General features: G+C 42.3%; 18 protein-coding genes. 13 read left to right on the top strand and 5 right to left on the bottom strand.

Translation table 11 applies throughout. The annotated features are described in order from the left end of the window. The first annotated feature begins 96 nt into the window (after positions 1 to 96). From FG24_RS07785 to fdx, 10 genes are all read left to right on the top strand, one after another. Positions 97 to 1,149 (top strand): trypsin-like peptidase domain-containing protein, encoded by a 1,053-nt coding sequence (locus tag FG24_RS07785; RefSeq protein ID WP_036302372.1) that lies wholly within the window; start codon positions 97 to 99, stop codon positions 1,147 to 1,149. Between the two features lie 106 nt (positions 1,150 to 1,255). Then, positions 1,256 to 2,005 (top strand): serine O-acetyltransferase, encoded by a 750-nt coding sequence (cysE, locus tag FG24_RS07780; protein WP_036302371.1) that lies wholly within the window; start codon positions 1,256 to 1,258, stop codon positions 2,003 to 2,005. A 144-nt stretch (positions 2,006 to 2,149) separates the two neighbouring features. Further along, positions 2,150 to 2,677 (top strand): Rrf2 family transcriptional regulator, encoded by a 528-nt coding sequence (locus tag FG24_RS07775; RefSeq protein ID WP_036302369.1) that lies wholly within the window; start codon positions 2,150 to 2,152, stop codon positions 2,675 to 2,677. Between the two features lie 20 nt (positions 2,678 to 2,697). Continuing rightward, on the top strand, positions 2,698 to 3,843 hold the full coding sequence (locus tag FG24_RS07770; RefSeq protein WP_036302368.1) for a cysteine desulfurase family protein: 1,146 nt from the start codon (positions 2,698 to 2,700) through the stop codon (positions 3,841 to 3,843). Between the two features lie 53 nt (positions 3,844 to 3,896). After that, positions 3,897 to 5,150, top strand: coding sequence for an IscS subfamily cysteine desulfurase (locus FG24_RS07765; protein ID WP_051901476.1), 1,254 nt, complete (start codon positions 3,897 to 3,899; stop codon positions 5,148 to 5,150). Between the two features lie 244 nt (positions 5,151 to 5,394). Then, positions 5,395 to 5,790 (top strand): Fe-S cluster assembly scaffold IscU, encoded by a 396-nt coding sequence (gene iscU / locus FG24_RS07760; RefSeq protein WP_036302367.1) that lies wholly within the window; start codon positions 5,395 to 5,397, stop codon positions 5,788 to 5,790. Positions 5,791 to 6,002: 212 nt separating this feature from the next. Continuing rightward, positions 6,003 to 6,326: an iron-sulfur cluster assembly protein IscA gene (gene iscA / locus FG24_RS07755; protein WP_036302366.1), complete on the top strand. Its 324-nt coding sequence runs from the start codon at positions 6,003 to 6,005 to the stop codon at positions 6,324 to 6,326. A gap of 12 nt (positions 6,327 to 6,338) precedes the next feature. Next, positions 6,339 to 6,869 carry a Fe-S protein assembly co-chaperone HscB gene (gene hscB, locus FG24_RS07750; RefSeq protein ID WP_036304092.1) on the top strand — a complete coding sequence of 177 codons (531 nt, stop codon included), beginning with the start codon at positions 6,339 to 6,341 and terminating at the stop codon, positions 6,867 to 6,869. A gap of 84 nt (positions 6,870 to 6,953) precedes the next feature. Next, positions 6,954 to 8,849, top strand: coding sequence for a Fe-S protein assembly chaperone HscA (hscA, locus tag FG24_RS07745; protein ID WP_036302364.1), 1,896 nt, complete (start codon positions 6,954 to 6,956; stop codon positions 8,847 to 8,849). A gap of 105 nt (positions 8,850 to 8,954) precedes the next feature. Next, entirely contained in the window at positions 8,955 to 9,296 is a 342-nt protein-coding gene (gene fdx, locus FG24_RS07740; protein WP_036302362.1) for an ISC system 2Fe-2S type ferredoxin, read from the top strand. A 103-nt stretch (positions 9,297 to 9,399) separates the two neighbouring features. On the opposite strand, the gene FG24_RS07735 is transcribed toward fdx, so the two are convergent. The 4 genes from FG24_RS07735 to FG24_RS07720 all read right to left on the bottom strand — a co-directional run bounded on the left by FG24_RS07735 (position 9,400) and on the right by FG24_RS07720 (position 12,378). Further along, positions 9,400 to 10,044, bottom strand: a complete 645-nt coding sequence (locus tag FG24_RS07735; RefSeq protein ID WP_036302361.1) for a carbonic anhydrase — start codon at positions 10,042 to 10,044, stop codon at positions 9,400 to 9,402. A 45-nt stretch (positions 10,045 to 10,089) separates the two neighbouring features. Continuing rightward, positions 10,090 to 11,634: a SulP family inorganic anion transporter gene (locus tag FG24_RS07730; protein ID WP_036302359.1), complete on the bottom strand. Its 1,545-nt coding sequence runs from the start codon at positions 11,632 to 11,634 to the stop codon at positions 10,090 to 10,092. Positions 11,635 to 11,792: 158 nt separating this feature from the next. Then, a complete protein-coding gene (locus FG24_RS07725) occupies positions 11,793 to 12,065 on the bottom strand; it encodes a hypothetical protein (RefSeq protein ID WP_036302358.1) in 273 nt (90 codons plus the stop codon). Positions 12,066 to 12,108: 43 nt separating this feature from the next. Then, positions 12,109 to 12,378 carry a hypothetical protein gene (locus FG24_RS07720; protein WP_036302357.1) on the bottom strand — a complete coding sequence of 90 codons (270 nt, stop codon included), beginning with the start codon at positions 12,376 to 12,378 and terminating at the stop codon, positions 12,109 to 12,111. Between the two features lie 115 nt (positions 12,379 to 12,493). Here FG24_RS07720 and FG24_RS07715 point away from each other — a divergent pair, with 115 nt between their 5' ends. Genes FG24_RS07715 through FG24_RS07705 form a run of 3 tightly spaced genes read left to right on the top strand, consistent with a single transcriptional unit; the run spans position 12,494 to position 15,768 of the window. Further along, a complete protein-coding gene (locus FG24_RS07715; protein ID WP_235189739.1) occupies positions 12,494 to 13,273 on the top strand; it encodes a LuxR C-terminal-related transcriptional regulator in 780 nt (259 codons plus the stop codon). Positions 13,274 to 13,324: 51 nt separating this feature from the next. Beyond that, entirely contained in the window at positions 13,325 to 15,304 is a 1,980-nt protein-coding gene (locus tag FG24_RS07710) for an ATP-binding protein (protein ID WP_036302354.1), read from the top strand. Further along, the gene (locus FG24_RS07705; protein ID WP_036302353.1) at positions 15,301 to 15,768 is read left to right on the top strand and encodes a response regulator; all 468 of its coding nucleotides are present in this window, start codon (positions 15,301 to 15,303) and stop codon (positions 15,766 to 15,768) included. Before FG24_RS07710 ends, FG24_RS07705 begins: the two co-directional genes overlap by 4 nt. 30 nt (positions 15,769 to 15,798) lie before the next feature. On the opposite strand, the gene FG24_RS07700 is transcribed toward FG24_RS07705, so the two are convergent. Then, positions 15,799 to 16,770, bottom strand: a complete 972-nt coding sequence (locus FG24_RS07700; RefSeq protein WP_200876882.1) for a trypsin-like peptidase domain-containing protein — start codon at positions 16,768 to 16,770, stop codon at positions 15,799 to 15,801. Positions 16,771 to 16,937: the final 167 nt, after the last annotated feature.

Here is a 16,937-nt window from a genome sequence, read left to right as displayed (position 1 = left end):
TAATTGTTTTGTCTGCCTTAATAGAACTTTTCCTTATCAACATTCTCTTACAAAAATAGCACTCTCAAGCTTTATCCATTTTTTGGAGATTCTCTGATGCGCACACTGACACTTGGCCTTGGTTTTATACTTAGCATTAGCTGCATTTTCACCAACAACACTGTATATGCAACTCCACCAGATGACTTAGTCTATGCGCTCAAATCCAGTGTTGTCAAAATTCGCGTCATACTCCCTAATGGTCACTATGGTGTAGGCTCCGGCGTAGTAGTCGCTAAAGACCAAGTGGTCACTAATTGCCATGTCGTTGCCAATGCCCATGCCATTAACGTCATTAAATTTGGTGAAAGTCACAGGGCGGTTAACCTAAAAGCCGACTGGGAGCATGACCTATGTATTGTCGGCTTTGACGGCCTAAACACAACCGTTGCAACATTAGGTGAAAGCACCAGTTTGCAGTATGAACAGTCTGTGTTTACCATCAGCTTTCCCAACAACTCCCCTAGGCCGCTCACCACCTATGGTGCGGTTAAAGCGCTATACCCAATGGATGACAGCGTGATTATCCGCACTAACAACGACTTTAGATTAGGAGCCAGTGGTGGGGCTATGTTTAGTGATGACGGCAAGCTTGTTGGCATCATCACCCTAAAAAGCCCTGGGCGAAACGCGTTTTACTACAACATGCCAGTTGAATGGATTAAAAACCTATTAAAACAGCCTGAGATTGCTATCAACACTAAAGGTGAATTACCTTTTTGGGACGCGCCTGAAGAGCAACGCCCTTACTTTATGCGTGTGATTCAGCCATATCAAACTAAAGATTGGGTTGCCCTTAAAAAACTTTCCACCGAATGGTTGCAATTAGAACCAAAAACAAGTGAAGCACTTAATTACTTGGCGATTGCCGAATACAACCTTAAAGAGACAAAAAAAGCTGAACAGCATTTTGGTCAAATTTATGCAGAAAACAAACATCATGCTAATGCTTTATTACATTTGGGCATGATTGCAGCAGAATCTGGCAACAAGGATGAAGCCATCAAAACCGCGACGCTTCTTGATCTGTTAGACAAAGATGCTGCCAACCAACTGAATGAGAAACTAGGTATTGCAACAGGCAATGATTGCCAAACCAGCCAATGCTAAACGTGCATTAGCAAATTATCTACCGACACCAGAGCCCTAGTAAATTAGTCAACCATTGTTGATTTATGGCATAATTACGTCCTATTTAAAATCACTGCCAAACCACATGTTTGACCACATCAAAGAAGATATTTCTATCGTTTTCGAGCGCGACCCTGCGGCTCGTACACATTGGGAGATTTTAACCACCTATCCTGGCGTGCATGCGCTACTGATGCACCGCTTGAGCCATTGGCTATGGAAAGCTAACTTTTTCTGGCTCGGTCGTTTTTTGTCACATATAGGGCGCTGGTTCACTGGCATTGAGATTCACCCTGGTGCAACAATAGGACGTCGCGTGTTTATCGACCACGGCATGGGTGTTGTCATCGGCGAAACCGCGATTATTGGCAACGACTGTACCTTGTACCATGGCGTAACGCTGGGCGGTACTTCATGGAACAAAGGCAAACGTCACCCAACATTAGAAGCTGGCGTAGTGATTGGTGCGGGCGCTAAAGTATTAGGCCCTATCACCATCGGTGAAGGCGCAAAAATCGGCTCTAATGCCGTTGTCGTCAAGGATGTGCCAGCAAATGCAACTGCTGTGGGTATCCCTGCACGTATTTTAGAAGAAGAAAAATCAAAGAAACGCGAAGAAACAGCGCAGAAAATTGGATTTGCCGCTTATGCAGTTGGTAATGACGAAAATGACCCCATGATTAAAGCAATACACTCACTGCTCGACCATGCGTCAAAGCAAGATCAGGCCATTACTGAGCTACAAGCACAGCTGGCACGCCTAAATACAGACGAGCATAGTGATACTGAAGTGGCAGAAGCTTTTAATGTTCCGGCCACAAACAGCAAGCCATAACCAAAAGTACCTGACAATTTAGACGCAATGATGAGACGTTAAAACTAAACTCAGCATCCATGAACTGAAATGCATAATAGTTGACTAAAATTGTAAGGAATTATACAATTCGCTCACTCATGATACTTAACTCACTAAAATACTATGCGATTAACCACTAAAGGTCGATTTGCTGTGACAGCAATGTTGGATCTAGCGATCAACGAGACAAAAGACGCACCAGACACTAAACCAGTGACACTTGCTGGCATTAGCGAGCGCCAAGATATATCACTCTCGTATTTAGAGCAGTTGTTCAGTCGCTTACGCAGACAAGGTCTAGTCAAAAGCATTCGTGGACCGGGTGGTGGCTATAATCTAGCTAAGAGTTATGCCGATATCTCAGTGGCTGAGATTATTAATGCAGTCGATGAACAAATTGATGCAACGCAATGCGGTGGCCATGAAAACTGCCGTGATGAAGGCCGTTGCATGACACATGACCTTTGGTCTTCGCTTAACACTAAGATTTTAGAATACTTGGCAGGCGTCACCCTTGCAGACATGGTGGCATCACAACAAAGTGGTCAAAAAATATTAATCACACCGCGTAACTGTACTGGCACTCATGAAAAAGCTAACACACATGAAAAAAGTGTGGTGGTTAATACAGCAACAGCTGTTGCCAACTAAGGTTTGATTAGGTTAAACCCATGGCCAGCATCTATTTAGATCATAACGCGACAACAGCACTTGATCAGCGCGTGCTAGAAAGCATGTTGCCATGGATGCAAAACCAAAGTGGCAACCCAACAAGCCGCCATATATTTGGCAGATCAGCGCGAGATGCGGTCGAGCACGCAAGAACACAAGTGGCTGAAGCCTGTGGCGCTTACGCTTCGCAAGTGGTCTTTACCGCTTCAGGCACTGAAGCGAATAATTTTGCAGTAAAAGGTATTGCCGCTAACCATGTAGGCAGCCAGATTTTACATAGCGCCATTGAGCACCCTTGCGTATCGCGGCCAGCAAAAGCAATGCAGCAAGCTGGATGGTTAAGCAATGAAATTGGTGTAAATGCACATGGCGTGCTATCAGTTGCACAGTTACAGCAACAGCTACAAACACCGACCAGCGTTGTATCTGTGATGCTCGCGAATAACGAAACCGGTGTCATTCAGAACATTGCCGAAATTGCTGAAATCTCGCGTAAAGCAGGCGCTTTTATGCATACCGATGCAGTGCAGGGATTAGGTAAAATACCGGTTAACTTTACTGAGTTAAACGTGCATGCGATGACAGTCTCAAGCCATAAGATTCATGGCCCACAAGGCGCAGCAGCACTGATTTTAGATAAACGTGTAGATATACAGCCGCTATTACACGGTGGCGGCCAAGAACGTGGTTTACGTAGCGGCACAGAAAACGCTGCAGCAATCGTTGGCTTTGGGATGGCATGTGAGCTTGCAATAGCAAACTTAGCGCATTTTAATAGCCACACACAAATGTTACGTAATGAATTCGAGCATGGATTAAAATCGCTCAACATCACGGTGTTTAGCAGCAATGCAACACGCATACCCAATACCAGCTTCTTTGCATTAGATGGTATTGAAGGCGAAACGTTGGTGACGGCACTAGACCGTAAGGGTTTTGCGGTTGCGAGCGGCTCGGCGTGTTCAAGCGACAGCACTGAACCTAGCCATGTATTGCTGGCAATGGGCATTAAGCCAGATCTAGCGCGTGGCGCAGTGCGTGTCAGCTTTGGCGCCCACAACACCGTATTGCAGGTAACAGATTTTTTAACCGCGCTTAAAAATGAAATTTTGAGATTAAAACAGCTCACTGGTGTGGCAGCCTAAGCCGCCTGCACCAACAATGAATATATAACGTAACTGGTAAGGATAATTAAGAAATGTCAGCATCAATTGAAATGCAAGTATTGAAAGGCTCAGAGCATGACCTTCATCCAATTTATTTGGATTACTCAGCCACTACGCCTGTAGATCCTCGCGTTGCCGCAAAAATGATTCCATTCATTACAGAACATTTTGGCAATCCAGCTTCACGTAGTCATCCATATGGCTGGACAGCAGAAAAAGCAGTAGAAAACGCACGTGAAGAGGTCGCTAAACTAGTAGGCGCTGACCCGCGTGAAATCGTATGGACATCAGGCGCGACAGAATCTAATAATCTTGCTATTAAAGGTGCTGCCAATTTTTACTCAGCCAAGGGTAAGCATATTATTACGGTGACCACTGAGCATAAAGCGGTGATTGATACCGTGCGTGAATTAGAACGCCAAGGCTTTGAAGCAACTTACCTAGACCCAGAGCCAAGCGGCTTACTGGATTTAGAAAAATTCAAAGCGGCTATCCGTCCTGACACAGTGCTGGCGTCTGTGATGTTAGTGAACAATGAAATTGGTGTGATACAAGACATCACCGCGATTGGTAATATTTGCCGTGAAAACGGCATTATTTTCCATGTAGATGCAGCGCAAGCAACAGGCAAAGTACATATTGATTTAGAAAAATTGCCAGTAGATTTAATGAGCTTCAGTGCACATAAAACCTACGGCCCTAAAGGCGTTGGTGCTTTGTACGTGCGTCGTAAACCACGTATCCGTATTGAGGCACAAATGCACGGTGGCGGTCATGAGCGTGGTATGCGTTCAGGTACATTAGCAACACACCAAATTGTTGGTATGGGCGAAGCATTCCGTATCGCGCGCGAAGAGATGGATGAAGAAAACATTCGCATCCGTCGCTTACGTGACAAACTACTCAATGGTCTACAAAATATTGAAGAAGTTTACGTCAATGGCGATCTAGAACAACGTGTACCGCACAACTTAAACATCAGTTTTAACTATGTTGAAGGTGAATCTCTCATTATGGCAGTTAAGGGCATTGCAGTATCTAGCGGTTCAGCATGTACATCAGCCAGCCTTGAGCCTAGCTATGTGCTACGCGCACTTGGCCGTAGCGATGAGTTGGCACACAGCTCAATCCGCTTCTCAATTGGCCGCTTCACAACAGATGAAGATGTTGATTACACGATCAGTTTAATGAAGGGCAAGATTGATAAATTAAGAGAACTCTCACCACTTTGGGAAATGTTTAAAGATGGTGTGGATCTATCAAAAGTAGAATGGGCAGCACATTAAAAAACGTTCTTTGCTTCCCTGACTTTGTTGTCAGCGCATTCGTTTAGAAAAACTAAACTTCATGCACTTCAGCCTAGTCATAATAGAAAGTGAACGTTTTTTATAAATGTTTCAAGAAATAATACAAGCGTTTGAAATAGGAAGCAAAATCAAGGCGACAAGCTGAGGACATTACGGTTAGTACGGCGAAGCGTAGTCAACACCGAGTTTGCGATGTATTTCAAACACACAAAGGAGAACTAAGATGGCATATTCAGACAAAGTATTAGATCACTACGAGAACCCGCGTAATGTTGGCTCACTAGATAAAAACGACCCGCAAGTAGGCACTGGTATGGTGGGCGCGCCAGCTTGTGGCGACGTGATGAAGCTGATGATTAAAGTGAATGATAGCGGCATTATTGAGGACGCAAAGTTTAAAACTTATGGCTGCGGCTCTGCAATTGCTTCTAGCTCATTAGTGACAGAGTGGCTAAAAGGTAGAACCATTGAAGAAGCTTATGCCATTAAGAACTCTGAAATCGCAGAAGAGCTTGCATTGCCACCAGTAAAAATTCACTGCTCAGTGCTAGCAGAAGATGCAATTAAAGCTGCTGTTGCAGATATTAAAGCGAAACAAGCGGCAAAAGAAACAGCTTAGTCATGCGGGCTATGCAAGAAGCATAGCGCACAAGTTTAGTGATATCAACTGAGAAAGATGATCCCTAAGCGAGTTCCACTTCTTGATATAGCGAGTCATGCAAGATACAAAAAATACGACTGTTGCATCTTGCAGGGACTAAAAAAGTACGTTAAAAAATAACGTAGCTTTGTGGTATAAAATAGTAGTTTAAAAGGATCAAATTAAGAACCATGGCAATTACACTCACAGAAACAGCGGCAAGCCGCGTTGAAAAATTTCTTGCAAATCGTGGTAAAGGCGTAGGTCTGCGCTTGGGCGTTAAAACCACAGGCTGCTCAGGCATGGCTTACACACTTGAGTTCGTGGATGATATGCAGCCAGAAGATATTGCATTTGAGAGCCATGGTGTTAAAGTCATTGTCGATCCAAAAAGCTTGGTTTACATCGATGGTACAGAGCTGGACTTCACTAAAGAAGGCTTGAACGAAGGCTTCAAATTTAACAACCCTAACGTTAAAGATGAATGTGGCTGTGGTGAGAGCTTCACTGTTTAAACATAGATGCACATGCAGAGTACACCAATTAACTATTTCGAACTATTTGCGATTGCAGAACAGTTTGACCTCGATGTAAGCACCTTAGAAAGCAACTTCCGCAAAACTCAATCAGCACATCACCCTGACCGGTTTGTTAGTGCGCCAGCAGCAGAAAAACTCGCTGCCATGCAAATGGCCACTTCAGCTAATGAAGCTTACAGCGTGTTAAAGAACCCTGCAAAACGTGCTAAATACATACTGGAACGGCATGGTATAGACGCTATCGCAGATACTAACACTGCTATGCCTACCGATTTCTTGATGCAGCAAATGGAATGGCGTGAACGCATTGAAGATGCAAAAATGGCACGCAGCATCTCAGCGCTAGATGAAATCGCAGCCGAGTTAAAGGGTGAAACAAAATCATTAATCAACGAGTTACATGCGTTACTCGACATTAATAAAGACCTGACTTCAGCAACAGCCGTCACACGTAAACTTATTTTTATTGATAAGGTTTGTACAGACATTGACCAAGTCATTGAACAATTAGATGATTAAAAAACGGGATGATCAAAACCGTTAAATCATCAGCGTAGCAATTACATAAATGTAGCAAATAATAGATAAGCAACTAGTAAACTTATGGCATTACTCCAAATTTCAGAACCTGGCATGAGTGCCGCACCACATCAGCACAGACTCGCTGTAGGTATCGATTTAGGCACCACCAATTCACTCATTGCGACGGTTCGCAGTAGCATGAGCACTGTTTTGCAAGATGACTTTGGTCATGCGCTATTACCCTCTGTTGTTCGCTATATGCCTAATGGGGACATTGTCGTTGGCCACGAAGCACAAGCACACCAAAGCGAAGACCCAATCAACACGATTACATCAGTCAAACGTTTTATGGGTCGTAGCTTGAACGACATCGCCAATAAAGCACATATTCCATATCGATTTGTAGAAGGCACTGACTCAACGACAACTCGTAGCTTACAACTGCAAACGCGTGCGGGGCTTAAAACACCAGTTGAAATTTCAGCTGAAATCTTAAAATCTCTCAAAGCGCGTGCAGAAAAATCACTAGGCGGAGAATTAGTGGGTGCAGTGATTACGGTGCCGGCCTACTTTGATGATGCACAACGCCAAGCCACCAAAGATGCCGCGCGTTTAGCTGGGTTAAATGTATTACGCTTACTGAATGAACCAACAGCGGCTGCGGTAGCCTACGGCTTGGATAATGCCGCAGAAGGCACTTTTGTCATTTACGATTTAGGTGGCGGCACATTTGATGTCTCTATCTTACGTTTATCTAAAGGTGTATTTGAGGTACTCGCTACCAATGGTGATGCAGCACTTGGCGGCGACGACTTTGACCACCGCATCTATTGCTGGGTGTTAGATAAAGTACGCGAAAGTAATGCAAATTTCTCACCACTGACCGAAGAAGATACCAGACTGTTACTCACAAAAGCACGTCAGGCCAAAGAATGGCTCACTGACAACTTTGAAGCACAAATTGTATGTAGATTAAGCAACGGTACATTGGTGGATGTGACCCTCACTGCACCTCAGCTAGTAGAAGTCACCGAGCACCTTGTTAGCAAAACCTTATCGCCAACTCGCAAAGCCATGCGTGATGCCAAGCTTAGCCTTGAAGATATCAATGGTGTGGTACTTGTCGGTGGCGCTACACGTATGCCGCATATTAGACACGCGGTACAAGAGTATTTTCAACAAGAGCCTCTCACCAATTTAGACCCAGATAAAGTGGTTGCCTTAGGCGCCGCGATTCAAGCCAATATACTGGCTGGCAACAAGAGTGATGATGATTTATTGCTTCTAGATGTTACCCCGCTCTCTTTAGGCCTAGAAACCATGGGCGGGCTTGTAGAAAAAGTCATTCATCGTAATAGCACATTGCCAATAGCACGTGCTCAAGAGTTCACCACCTATAAAGATGGTCAAACCGCAATGAGTGTTCATGTCGTGCAAGGTGAACGCGAACTGGTCAGCGATTGTCGCTCCTTAGCTCGTTTTGAGTTGCGCGGTATACCGCCTATGGCGGCTGGTGCAGCAAGAATCCGCGTAACGTTTACGGTAGATGCAGATGGTTTATTATCAGTATCCGCCCGTGAGCAAAGTACAGGAATCGAAGCACATATCGCAGTGAAACCATCTTACGGGCTCACCGAAGATGAAATCACCAGCATGCTTAAAGCATCATTCAACAGCGCAGAAGAAGACAAAAAAGCGCGCATGCTAGCGGAGGCAAGAGTCAATGCCGGTGCAATTATCAGCTCAGTCACTGCCGCTCTGGCCGTAGACAGCAATCTCATCAGCGCAGCTGAAGTGGAAGCGATAGAAGTAGAAATAAAAAAACTACAACAACTGACAACGGCTGAGGATGCTACTGCGATTAATCAAGCAGTGGACACACTCAACCACGCGACGGAGGCATTTGCTGCTGCGCGTATGGATGCAAGCGTGAGCCGTGCACTCGCAGGCAAGAGTTTAGAAAATCTGGATTTATAACTTTAAAAACAATGTCGTATTGATTAATGAAGCTTAAGTTGCATATGCAGATAATCGCATGCCAGCTAAAGCGAATGACAACGACAGCAATATTGAGAAACCAACATGCCACAAATTATCATTCTGCCACATGTAGAACTATGCCCAGATGGCGCAGCGATTGAAGCACAAACCGGTGAGTCTATTTGCGATATCTTACTAAATAATGACATTGATATCGATCACGCCTGCGACAAGGCCTGCGCATGTACAACATGTCATGTCATTGTACGTGAAGGCTTTAAGTCACTCAGCGACTCCACTGAGCAAGAGGATGATTTGCTTGATAAAGCATGGGGATTAGAGCCAAACTCTAGGCTCTCATGCCAAGCAGTAGTTGGCACAGAAGACCTAGTCGTAGAAATTCCAAAATACAGCATTAACATGGCAAAAGAAGGCCACCGCTAGAAATAAGTAAGGATAGCCCTATCCTGCTGAAAGCTACGGTTAACTATCTGATAGCTTACTCGTAAAAAAACCGCCAATCGGCGGTTTTTTTACGTATTAACCATTAGCCAACATACGTGTCTTCTAAGAAATTAACTTTACCTGTGGCAAGATCATAAACAGAACCAATAATCGCAATTTGACGCGCTTCAATCATGTCATTCACGATATCACTTTGGCGAATAATCGTATCAATCTGATGCTTTACATTCAGCACATTAATCTTTTCAACAAAATCCGGGTTTTTAGAAGTTCTGTCTTCTTTACTTAACACCGTTTTTTCATGACGAATAGATGGTTTAATAAAGTTGATAATTTCACCGATATGTCCATCTTTAAAATCATCGCATGCCGCTTTAACAGCACCGCAACTGCTATGACCCATCACCACAATCAATTTGCTTCCTAGGTATTTAGAACTAAACTCTAAACTACCAATCGCTTTATCTGAAGCAATGTTACCTGCCAAACGTACACTGAAAATATCACCAAGTGCTTGGTCAAATAGCAGCTCAACTGGTGCGCGTGAGTCACTGCAACTTAAAAAAGAGGCAAAAGGATGTTGCTTGTCTTTAGTAATTTTCAGCAAACTCTGAAAATCTTTATCGTCTGAATAGTTATTCGTAAAGCGAATATTACCTTCCACTAAAATATCTAAAGCTTCTTTTGGTGACATTAAGTCGCGATTAAGTAATGGGTGTTTATACATTGTTATTTCCTATTTTGATAATTGTTAAACTTTAACTTCATCTAATTAATATTTAGGTTGAATAAATTTGATAGTTTCTACTTCAATATTTTTCAATTTGGCATGCAGTGGATAGTCACGGATGAATTCTACGACATCATACGCAATCGACTTACAATTAGAGCAATCGATAATCACTTTTGCATTTTTAGGTATCGCCTCTAACACTTGCAAAATGCTCGCCTTATTAAAGAATGAAACCTCTTCAGCTAATACAATATGGTGAACCTCACGACCATCCTCAGTTGTGGTGCTTTCTTTCAGATAGTGAGAGTTACGGTAACTATGATGCAAGGTATAGAAGACACCAACCACCAAACCAATGGCAATGCCTGTCAACAAATCTGTTAGCAAAATAGCTGCCACTGTTGCGATAAATGGCGCAAACTGCTCCCAACCTAATTTAAACATATGGGCAAACAATGATGGCTTAGCTAACTTATAACCCACCATAATCAATATGGCAGCCAAACTAGCTAAAGGAATCATATTCAACAGACCTGCAATCGTGACTGCACTTAATAACAACCAAATACCGTGCAAAATTGCTGATAACTTGCTTTTAGCACCAAAAGTGATATTTGCAGAGCTACGTACAATCACTTGTGTAATAGGCAAACCACCAACCAAGCCTGACAACACATTACCAATCCCTTGTGCTTTAAGCTCTTTATTTGTTGGTGTAATACGTTTTACCGGGTCTAGTTTATCAGTGGCTTCCACACATAAAAGTGTTTCTAAACTTGCCACAATCGCCATCACTAAACCAACTTTATAAATTTCGATATTAGTAATTTGTGAAAAATCAGGTGTTGTAAACTGTCCAACAAACTCACCAAGATTATTCGCAACAGGTAACTGAACAATCTGATTGTCGGCTAATGAAAAACTTAGGATACCCGTTTGAAATAGATAGTTTAATAAGATACCAACAAGCACCACAACAATAGGCCCTTGCAGTAACTGAAATAAACGATGTTTCTTTGATAGCGTTGTATCCCATAAAATTAGGATGACCATAGAAACAGCGGCAATTAATAACGCACCTGGCGTTAATAAATTCCACGCATCAGCCAAGGCACTAAACGTATTACTACCGTCAGCCTGTTCAAAGGACTCACTACCTTGGTAATCAAAATCATAACCTAATGCATGCGGTATCTGTTTCAGCACAATCAACAAGCCAATACCCGTTAACATCCCCTTAATCACAGATGACGGTACAAAATATGCAATGAAGCCAGCTTTGAAATAACCCAGTAAGAACTGAATCACCCCTGCCACCATCACAGACAATAAGAACGCCTCAAAAGAACCTAATGTTCCAATTGCAGTCAGCACGATAACAGCCAACCCTGCGGCAGGGCCACTTACACCAAGCTGAGACCCGCTAAACATACCCACCACAATACCACCAACGATACCGGCAATCACACCAGAAAACAAAGGGGCGCCAGAAGCAAGGGCAATACCTAAGCATAATGGCAACGCAACAAAAAACACCACTATACTTGCTGGAAAGTCGCTTTTAAACTCTTTAAATAAATCCATTTTTTATTTTAATTCCTTTTATTCAAATGATAAAAATCAGCTTATAAGATTTATATAACGTTAAAGAATAGTACATTAATTGTTTTTAATCACAAAAGCCCTGCCTCTCAAAGAAAGGCAGGGCAAGCTTAAAAACTTAATATGACACATCTATGACATTAATCCGTGTTTTTCTCTAGATATGGGCGTTTACCTAGCATATTCAAACGCATTTGCTTATGCTTTCCCTCAGCCTCAACATTTTCATTAATCAATGTTGCACCTTCAAAGCCATCTTTTTTATTGTAGTCTGTAGCTACTGGTACTTGCTGATATGGACGTTTAGACAAATTCTGTTTGTTAATATGAGTGTAATCCTCATCAGCAGAAGCTGAGCCTGCTACCAACAAAACTGCTGTTGACAGTAGTGTGATTAAATTTTTTGTTTTCATGACATTCTCCAATTTATTGTTTATTTATTCAGTGATACTATTTTTAGTATGCACGTTTACTCAACATATTTAAGCGCATTGTGTTACGGTTCTTTGAACCCACATCACCCTTCATTTCATCATCGATCAATGTGGCACCCTCCCATTGTTGATCTTTTTTCTGTTCACTATTAGTGACCACTTGCTGATATGGTCTTTTAGCCATAAAGTTGTGGTTGTGCGTGTTATTTTTAAAAGTTTCATCAGCATGTGCTGCACCTGCCACTAATAAAAGTGCTGAAGAAACAACTGCTACTAAATTTAAAGCTTTCATTTTTTTCTCCTAGAGTACTACGCTACCTTTGTTTAAGTTCTTTTAATTGCTTTGTTGATGGAGTGCATTATGAAGGGTTCTAGTCAACGAAAAATCTACCGTTATAGGTATAACGGTGTATACTAAACGGCATATGCCAAGTGACCTACACGAAAACTTAAATCAGCCCAGCAGCGCCCGTGCGCTTAGACAAAGTCTGAAGGAAACGCAAGCAAACGACACGCACTTGCGGCTATACCTTAACTTTGGTCAGCAATTATTTACTTATGGATGGAGTGTAAACGCAGCAAATAACCTGCTGCACTCACTATGTAACTTACTCTCAGCGCAACATGCAGTATTAGCCATCGAGAGTTCGGGTAAATTGGTGATATATACCCAAATTGGACAAACGCTACCGGTAGGTGCGAGAGTTCCAATGATGGGAATATTAGCAATGATGTTAAAGAATCCAGTTCAATTTGCTGTGCATGAAAATAAAAATACACAATTATGGACACATGCAGATTTACAGCATCATGAGTGTTTAATCCCAATTGCACTAGGTCAGCATGGTAAAGGGGTGATAGCACTATCAGGTAAGAAACTGGTGTTAAAACAAGCTGAATTAGAAGCCTTACATGCAATCTCAGGGCTCATTGCACTAGCCATTTCACAGCACCAAGGCCCAGCACGCAGTGAGGCAGATTTGTCAATATTAGAAAAACTAACTCCGCGAGAGCGGGAGATATTTGCATTACTGCCTGCTGGATTAAGCAACAATGAGTTAGGCATCAAACTTGGCATTGCGTCTGGCACAGCTAAAATACATGTAGAACGGGTTTTAAATAAGCTTGGTGTAAAAGATAGGACCCAAGCAGCTGTTAAAGCGGTTGAACTGGGTTATAAGTCTTAATAAGTTACAATTCTTGATAGACTATCAATCTTAAAGCGCATAATAACTTTGATGATGAATAAGCAAGCCACACCCAAAAAAATAAAAACCGTGCAGCCCCTACACTGGGCGGCGCAAGCCTGGCAAGATTTACCGCTTGGCTTTAAAGGAGTGTTTGTGATTGCACTGCCTTTAGCAGTCTTGTTGGCGTCTTTGGCTTCACTCTATATACGTGAGCTAGAGTCAACCATGCTAGAAAACAAACTGAAGCATGCCTTACAAAATCAACGCGATATTCAAACTGTACACTCCCAACTTTTAGAAGCCTCCACTGGCGTAAGAGACTACTTACTCACAGGAGATAAACACTTTCTAAACATTTTTTTTGAGGCAGAGAGAATACTGCCGGAGATTATCGACACATTAGAGAATCGCTTAGAAAGTAATCAACAAAAACACCGTTTATCAGTGATTGTGCCGTTAGTTGCCAAGAACCTAGCAGATCTAAAATCACTTTCAAATCACGACTCAGAAATTGTATCCGATAGTTTAATTACACAATTTAAATCACAAGTTGACACACTGGATAAGCTTAGAAAAGAAATTGAAGCACTCAACGCAGAAGAAGCCTTACTTGTAGAGCAAGATCAACAAGAAATCTTTCTGCAACGTCAGCAAAGCATTTCCACCACGCTAATTGCCACGATTGCAGGCATCATAGGTTCACTAGTAGCGGTTTGGATATTCTCACGCACCATCGTCAAACGTGTGCGCTTACTGCGAGACAGTGCTGGACACTTGGCCCGCGCAGAAGCACTCGACTTACCTTCCAGTAGCCGAGATGAGTTGGGGCAACTTTCCGACGAGCTAGATCATGCTTCACAATTACTAGCTAAAAACATCAGCGATGCCATACAAGCAAGGCAAGAGGCTGAGGAAGCCAGTACCTCAAAAAGTATGTTTCTATCTAGAACCAGCCATGAACTTAGAACGCCACTCAATGCTATTTTAGGATTTGCTCAGTTATTGGAGCAAGATTTATCGCCAGGAAAACAACGCGATAGTGTTTCGCTCATTAAAGGCGCAGGTCAACATTTGCTCAAGTTAATTAACGAGGTACTCGAAATTGCAAGAATTGAATCTGGTGAGGTTTCATTAGAGTTAGCGCCTACGCTGATTAATAGCTTGTTAGAAGAAGCAAGCCACTACATTGCACCAATAGGTAAAATAAGGGATATAGAAATTAAATGTGAGATTGCGCCAAACCTATGGGCCATGGCCAACCAGCAGAAATTACTACAAGTCGTATTAAACTTACTTTCCAATGCCCTTAAATATGGCCCCGTCAGCTCTGTTATTCAATTAAATGCTTATCGTCGTGATAATCACATTATTATTGAAGTACAAGATGATGGTGCAGGCATCCCAAGCGCATTAAGAGAAAGAGTATTTACGCCTTTTGACAGACTAGGTGCTGAAAATACTAAAGTGGAAGGCACGGGCCTAGGTTTGGCACTATCCAAACAAATCATGCTGGCCATGCATGGGAGCATTCACCTTGCAAATGATAAAAGTTTATTTTGGGTAGAGATTGCAGCATGCGATGCTAATACAGCACCTAATGAACTGTCCCAACAAACAGAAAATACAAAACAGCTTAACCTAGCCAACAAACACTCGATTCTTTATGTAGAAGACAATATAAGTAATCGCGCGCTAGTTGAAGCGATCATTCTACGCCAACGAGATTTACGCATTCATTGCGTATCCACAATAAAAGATGCTAAACAATATTTAAGCGAGTTGCAGCCGTCGCTACTATTGATTGATTTAAATCTGCCTGATGGATCAGGAGAGAGCCTAGTGCACTATGTAATGTCTGAACCTTACTTAAGAGACATCCCGATGATGATCTTAAGCGCTGATGCATTACCAGACACAATAGACCGTTTACAAGCCGCAGGTGTGGCGTACTACATGACTAAACCACTTGATGTTGCTTTGTTTAATAAACAAGTAAGAGAATTAATCCAAAGTCAGGAAATAAAATGAACGAGGCTGATATATTAAATGCCAAGATTTTAATTGTAGATGATGCAGAAGCTAATTTAAAACTATTAGAGGATCTGTTAACAAGAGAAGGCTTTCACCAAGTCATCAGTACTGCAGACTCTACGCGCGCTTTAGATCTATATAAAGCTTTTGAACCTGATTTAATTTTGCTTGATTTAATGATGCCAGAACTGGATGGTTATGCAGTGTTAGAAATGCTATCACGGCACATCCCTAAAGATGAATACTTACCAGTGTTAGTACTCACAGCAGATGCCACCATTGGTGCTAAAAGAAAAGCTCTGGCACTAGGTGCCAAAGACTTTCTTACCAAACCATTTGATACGATTGAAGCAATGCTACGTGTGTGGAACCTACTAGAAACACGTATCTTGTACCGTCACTTAAAATCACTTAACGCTGAAATCAAGCCGGCAGTACATCTACCGAAAACCTCTGAGTAGTTAATTTTTTAACTATATAATCTGTCGTATCTAATCAGCTAGCAACGCCAGTTGATTAAGCGCAGTCTTGGCACTAGCAGTTCTTTCGTTTATTTTATTTAAATACTCAACGGCTTGGCGATGGTCATCGTTAAGTGCCAGCACTTTATTAAAATGCGCCTCCGCCTTATCGTAAGCCTTAGTTTCGTACTCAGCCATTGCTAGATAAAACCATGACTCAGCAGTATCAGGTTCAGCATTTACCCATTCACTAGAAACAGATAGCAATGACTTCCAATCATGTGAGACATAAGGCTGAACTACTTGCATAAAATAAGGCCGTTGATGATCGCTTACTGCCCAAAAAGGCTTTTCACTTTTAGCGCCCAAACTCTGAGCAGGTTTATTCATCAACGCTTGCACCCACTCAACTGGCATGTAGTAATAATGTGCATTGTTACCACGGCTTTTTAAAGTAATGATACCAACCAAAGTACCCGCATCATCAAATACACCACCGCCACTGGCACCTAATCTAAACGGACTGGTAGCACGAATCACGACACTATCATCCATCGGGAACATACCCTTAACAACACCAAAAGTATTGACTGGCTCAGTTGTTTTATCAGGATAGCCAATGGTAAATACTGGAGTTTCATATTTAAGATTCTTGCTAGCACCAATTTTTGCAACAGGTGCATCCAAGTCTGAGACTGTCAAAATACATAGATCATGATGCCAATCCGGCTTAACTTCAGTAGCAACATGTGCAACACCATTCACGATGACTTCAACATCATGAGCATCAGTCACTACATGGCAATTTGTGACTACTTGGTCTTTAGCAATCACTACCGCCGATCCTAAACCGTTGCTACCATTATTGTGTTTAACCTGCACGCGCAACACTTGTGCGTTGAGTTTACTCACCATCTCATACGACGGTGATGCAGATGCGATGCCTGTAAAAAACAAATGAACTAATACAGTACATAATAATGCTGAAATACGCTTATTCATGATGCACTCCTCGCTACCATCAAACTGAGTCCAATCAGACTCATTCAATACAAAACAGGATTACTTACATGAATAAATAGCAATTCTCATTCCAACTTTTAAAAACCAGGCTACAGGTGGCGTCAATGCTGAAAAAAACAGTAATAAGCTACTGATTTTCAATATGA

It is taken from the genome of Methylotenera sp. L2L1 (assembly GCF_000744605.1).
Lineage (GTDB): Bacteria > Pseudomonadota > Gammaproteobacteria > Burkholderiales > Methylophilaceae > Methylotenera.
The sequence above is the reverse complement of the archived record's forward strand: the minus strand, read 5'-3'. Positions and strand labels throughout refer to the sequence as shown.

Excerpts from the sequence above, each read along its gene's own strand:
- FG24_RS07765 (WP_051901476.1), top strand. The coding sequence starts at position 3,897 with ATGTCAGCATCAATTGAAATGCAAGTATTGAAAGGCTCAGAGCATGAC.
- iscU (WP_036302367.1), top strand. The coding sequence starts at position 5,395 with ATGGCATATTCAGACAAAGTATTAGATCACTACGAGAACCCGCGTAAT.
- hscB (WP_036304092.1), top strand. The coding sequence starts at position 6,339 with ATGCAGAGTACACCAATTAACTATTTCGAACTATTTGCGATTGCAGAA.
- iscA (WP_036302366.1), top strand. The coding sequence starts at position 6,003 with ATGGCAATTACACTCACAGAAACAGCGGCAAGCCGCGTTGAAAAATTT.
- FG24_RS07705 (WP_036302353.1), top strand. The coding sequence starts at position 15,301 with ATGAACGAGGCTGATATATTAAATGCCAAGATTTTAATTGTAGATGAT.
- FG24_RS07735 (WP_036302361.1), bottom strand. The coding sequence starts at position 10,044 with ATGTATAAACACCCATTACTTAATCGCGACTTAATGTCACCAAAAGAA.
- FG24_RS07785 (WP_036302372.1), top strand. The coding sequence starts at position 97 with ATGCGCACACTGACACTTGGCCTTGGTTTTATACTTAGCATTAGCTGC.
- hscA (WP_036302364.1), top strand. The coding sequence starts at position 6,954 with ATGGCATTACTCCAAATTTCAGAACCTGGCATGAGTGCCGCACCACAT.
- FG24_RS07775 (WP_036302369.1), top strand. The coding sequence starts at position 2,150 with ATGCGATTAACCACTAAAGGTCGATTTGCTGTGACAGCAATGTTGGAT.
- FG24_RS07770 (WP_036302368.1), top strand. The coding sequence starts at position 2,698 with ATGGCCAGCATCTATTTAGATCATAACGCGACAACAGCACTTGATCAG.
- FG24_RS07710 (WP_036302354.1), top strand. The coding sequence starts at position 13,325 with ATGATGAATAAGCAAGCCACACCCAAAAAAATAAAAACCGTGCAGCCC.
- FG24_RS07720 (WP_036302357.1), bottom strand. The coding sequence starts at position 12,378 with ATGAAAGCTTTAAATTTAGTAGCAGTTGTTTCTTCAGCACTTTTATTA.
- FG24_RS07730 (WP_036302359.1), bottom strand. The coding sequence starts at position 11,634 with ATGGATTTATTTAAAGAGTTTAAAAGCGACTTTCCAGCAAGTATAGTG.
- fdx (WP_036302362.1), top strand. The coding sequence starts at position 8,955 with ATGCCACAAATTATCATTCTGCCACATGTAGAACTATGCCCAGATGGC.
- cysE (WP_036302371.1), top strand. The coding sequence starts at position 1,256 with ATGTTTGACCACATCAAAGAAGATATTTCTATCGTTTTCGAGCGCGAC.
- FG24_RS07700 (WP_200876882.1), bottom strand. The coding sequence starts at position 16,770 with ATGAATAAGCGTATTTCAGCATTATTATGTACTGTATTAGTTCATTTG.
- FG24_RS07725 (WP_036302358.1), bottom strand. The coding sequence starts at position 12,065 with ATGAAAACAAAAAATTTAATCACACTACTGTCAACAGCAGTTTTGTTG.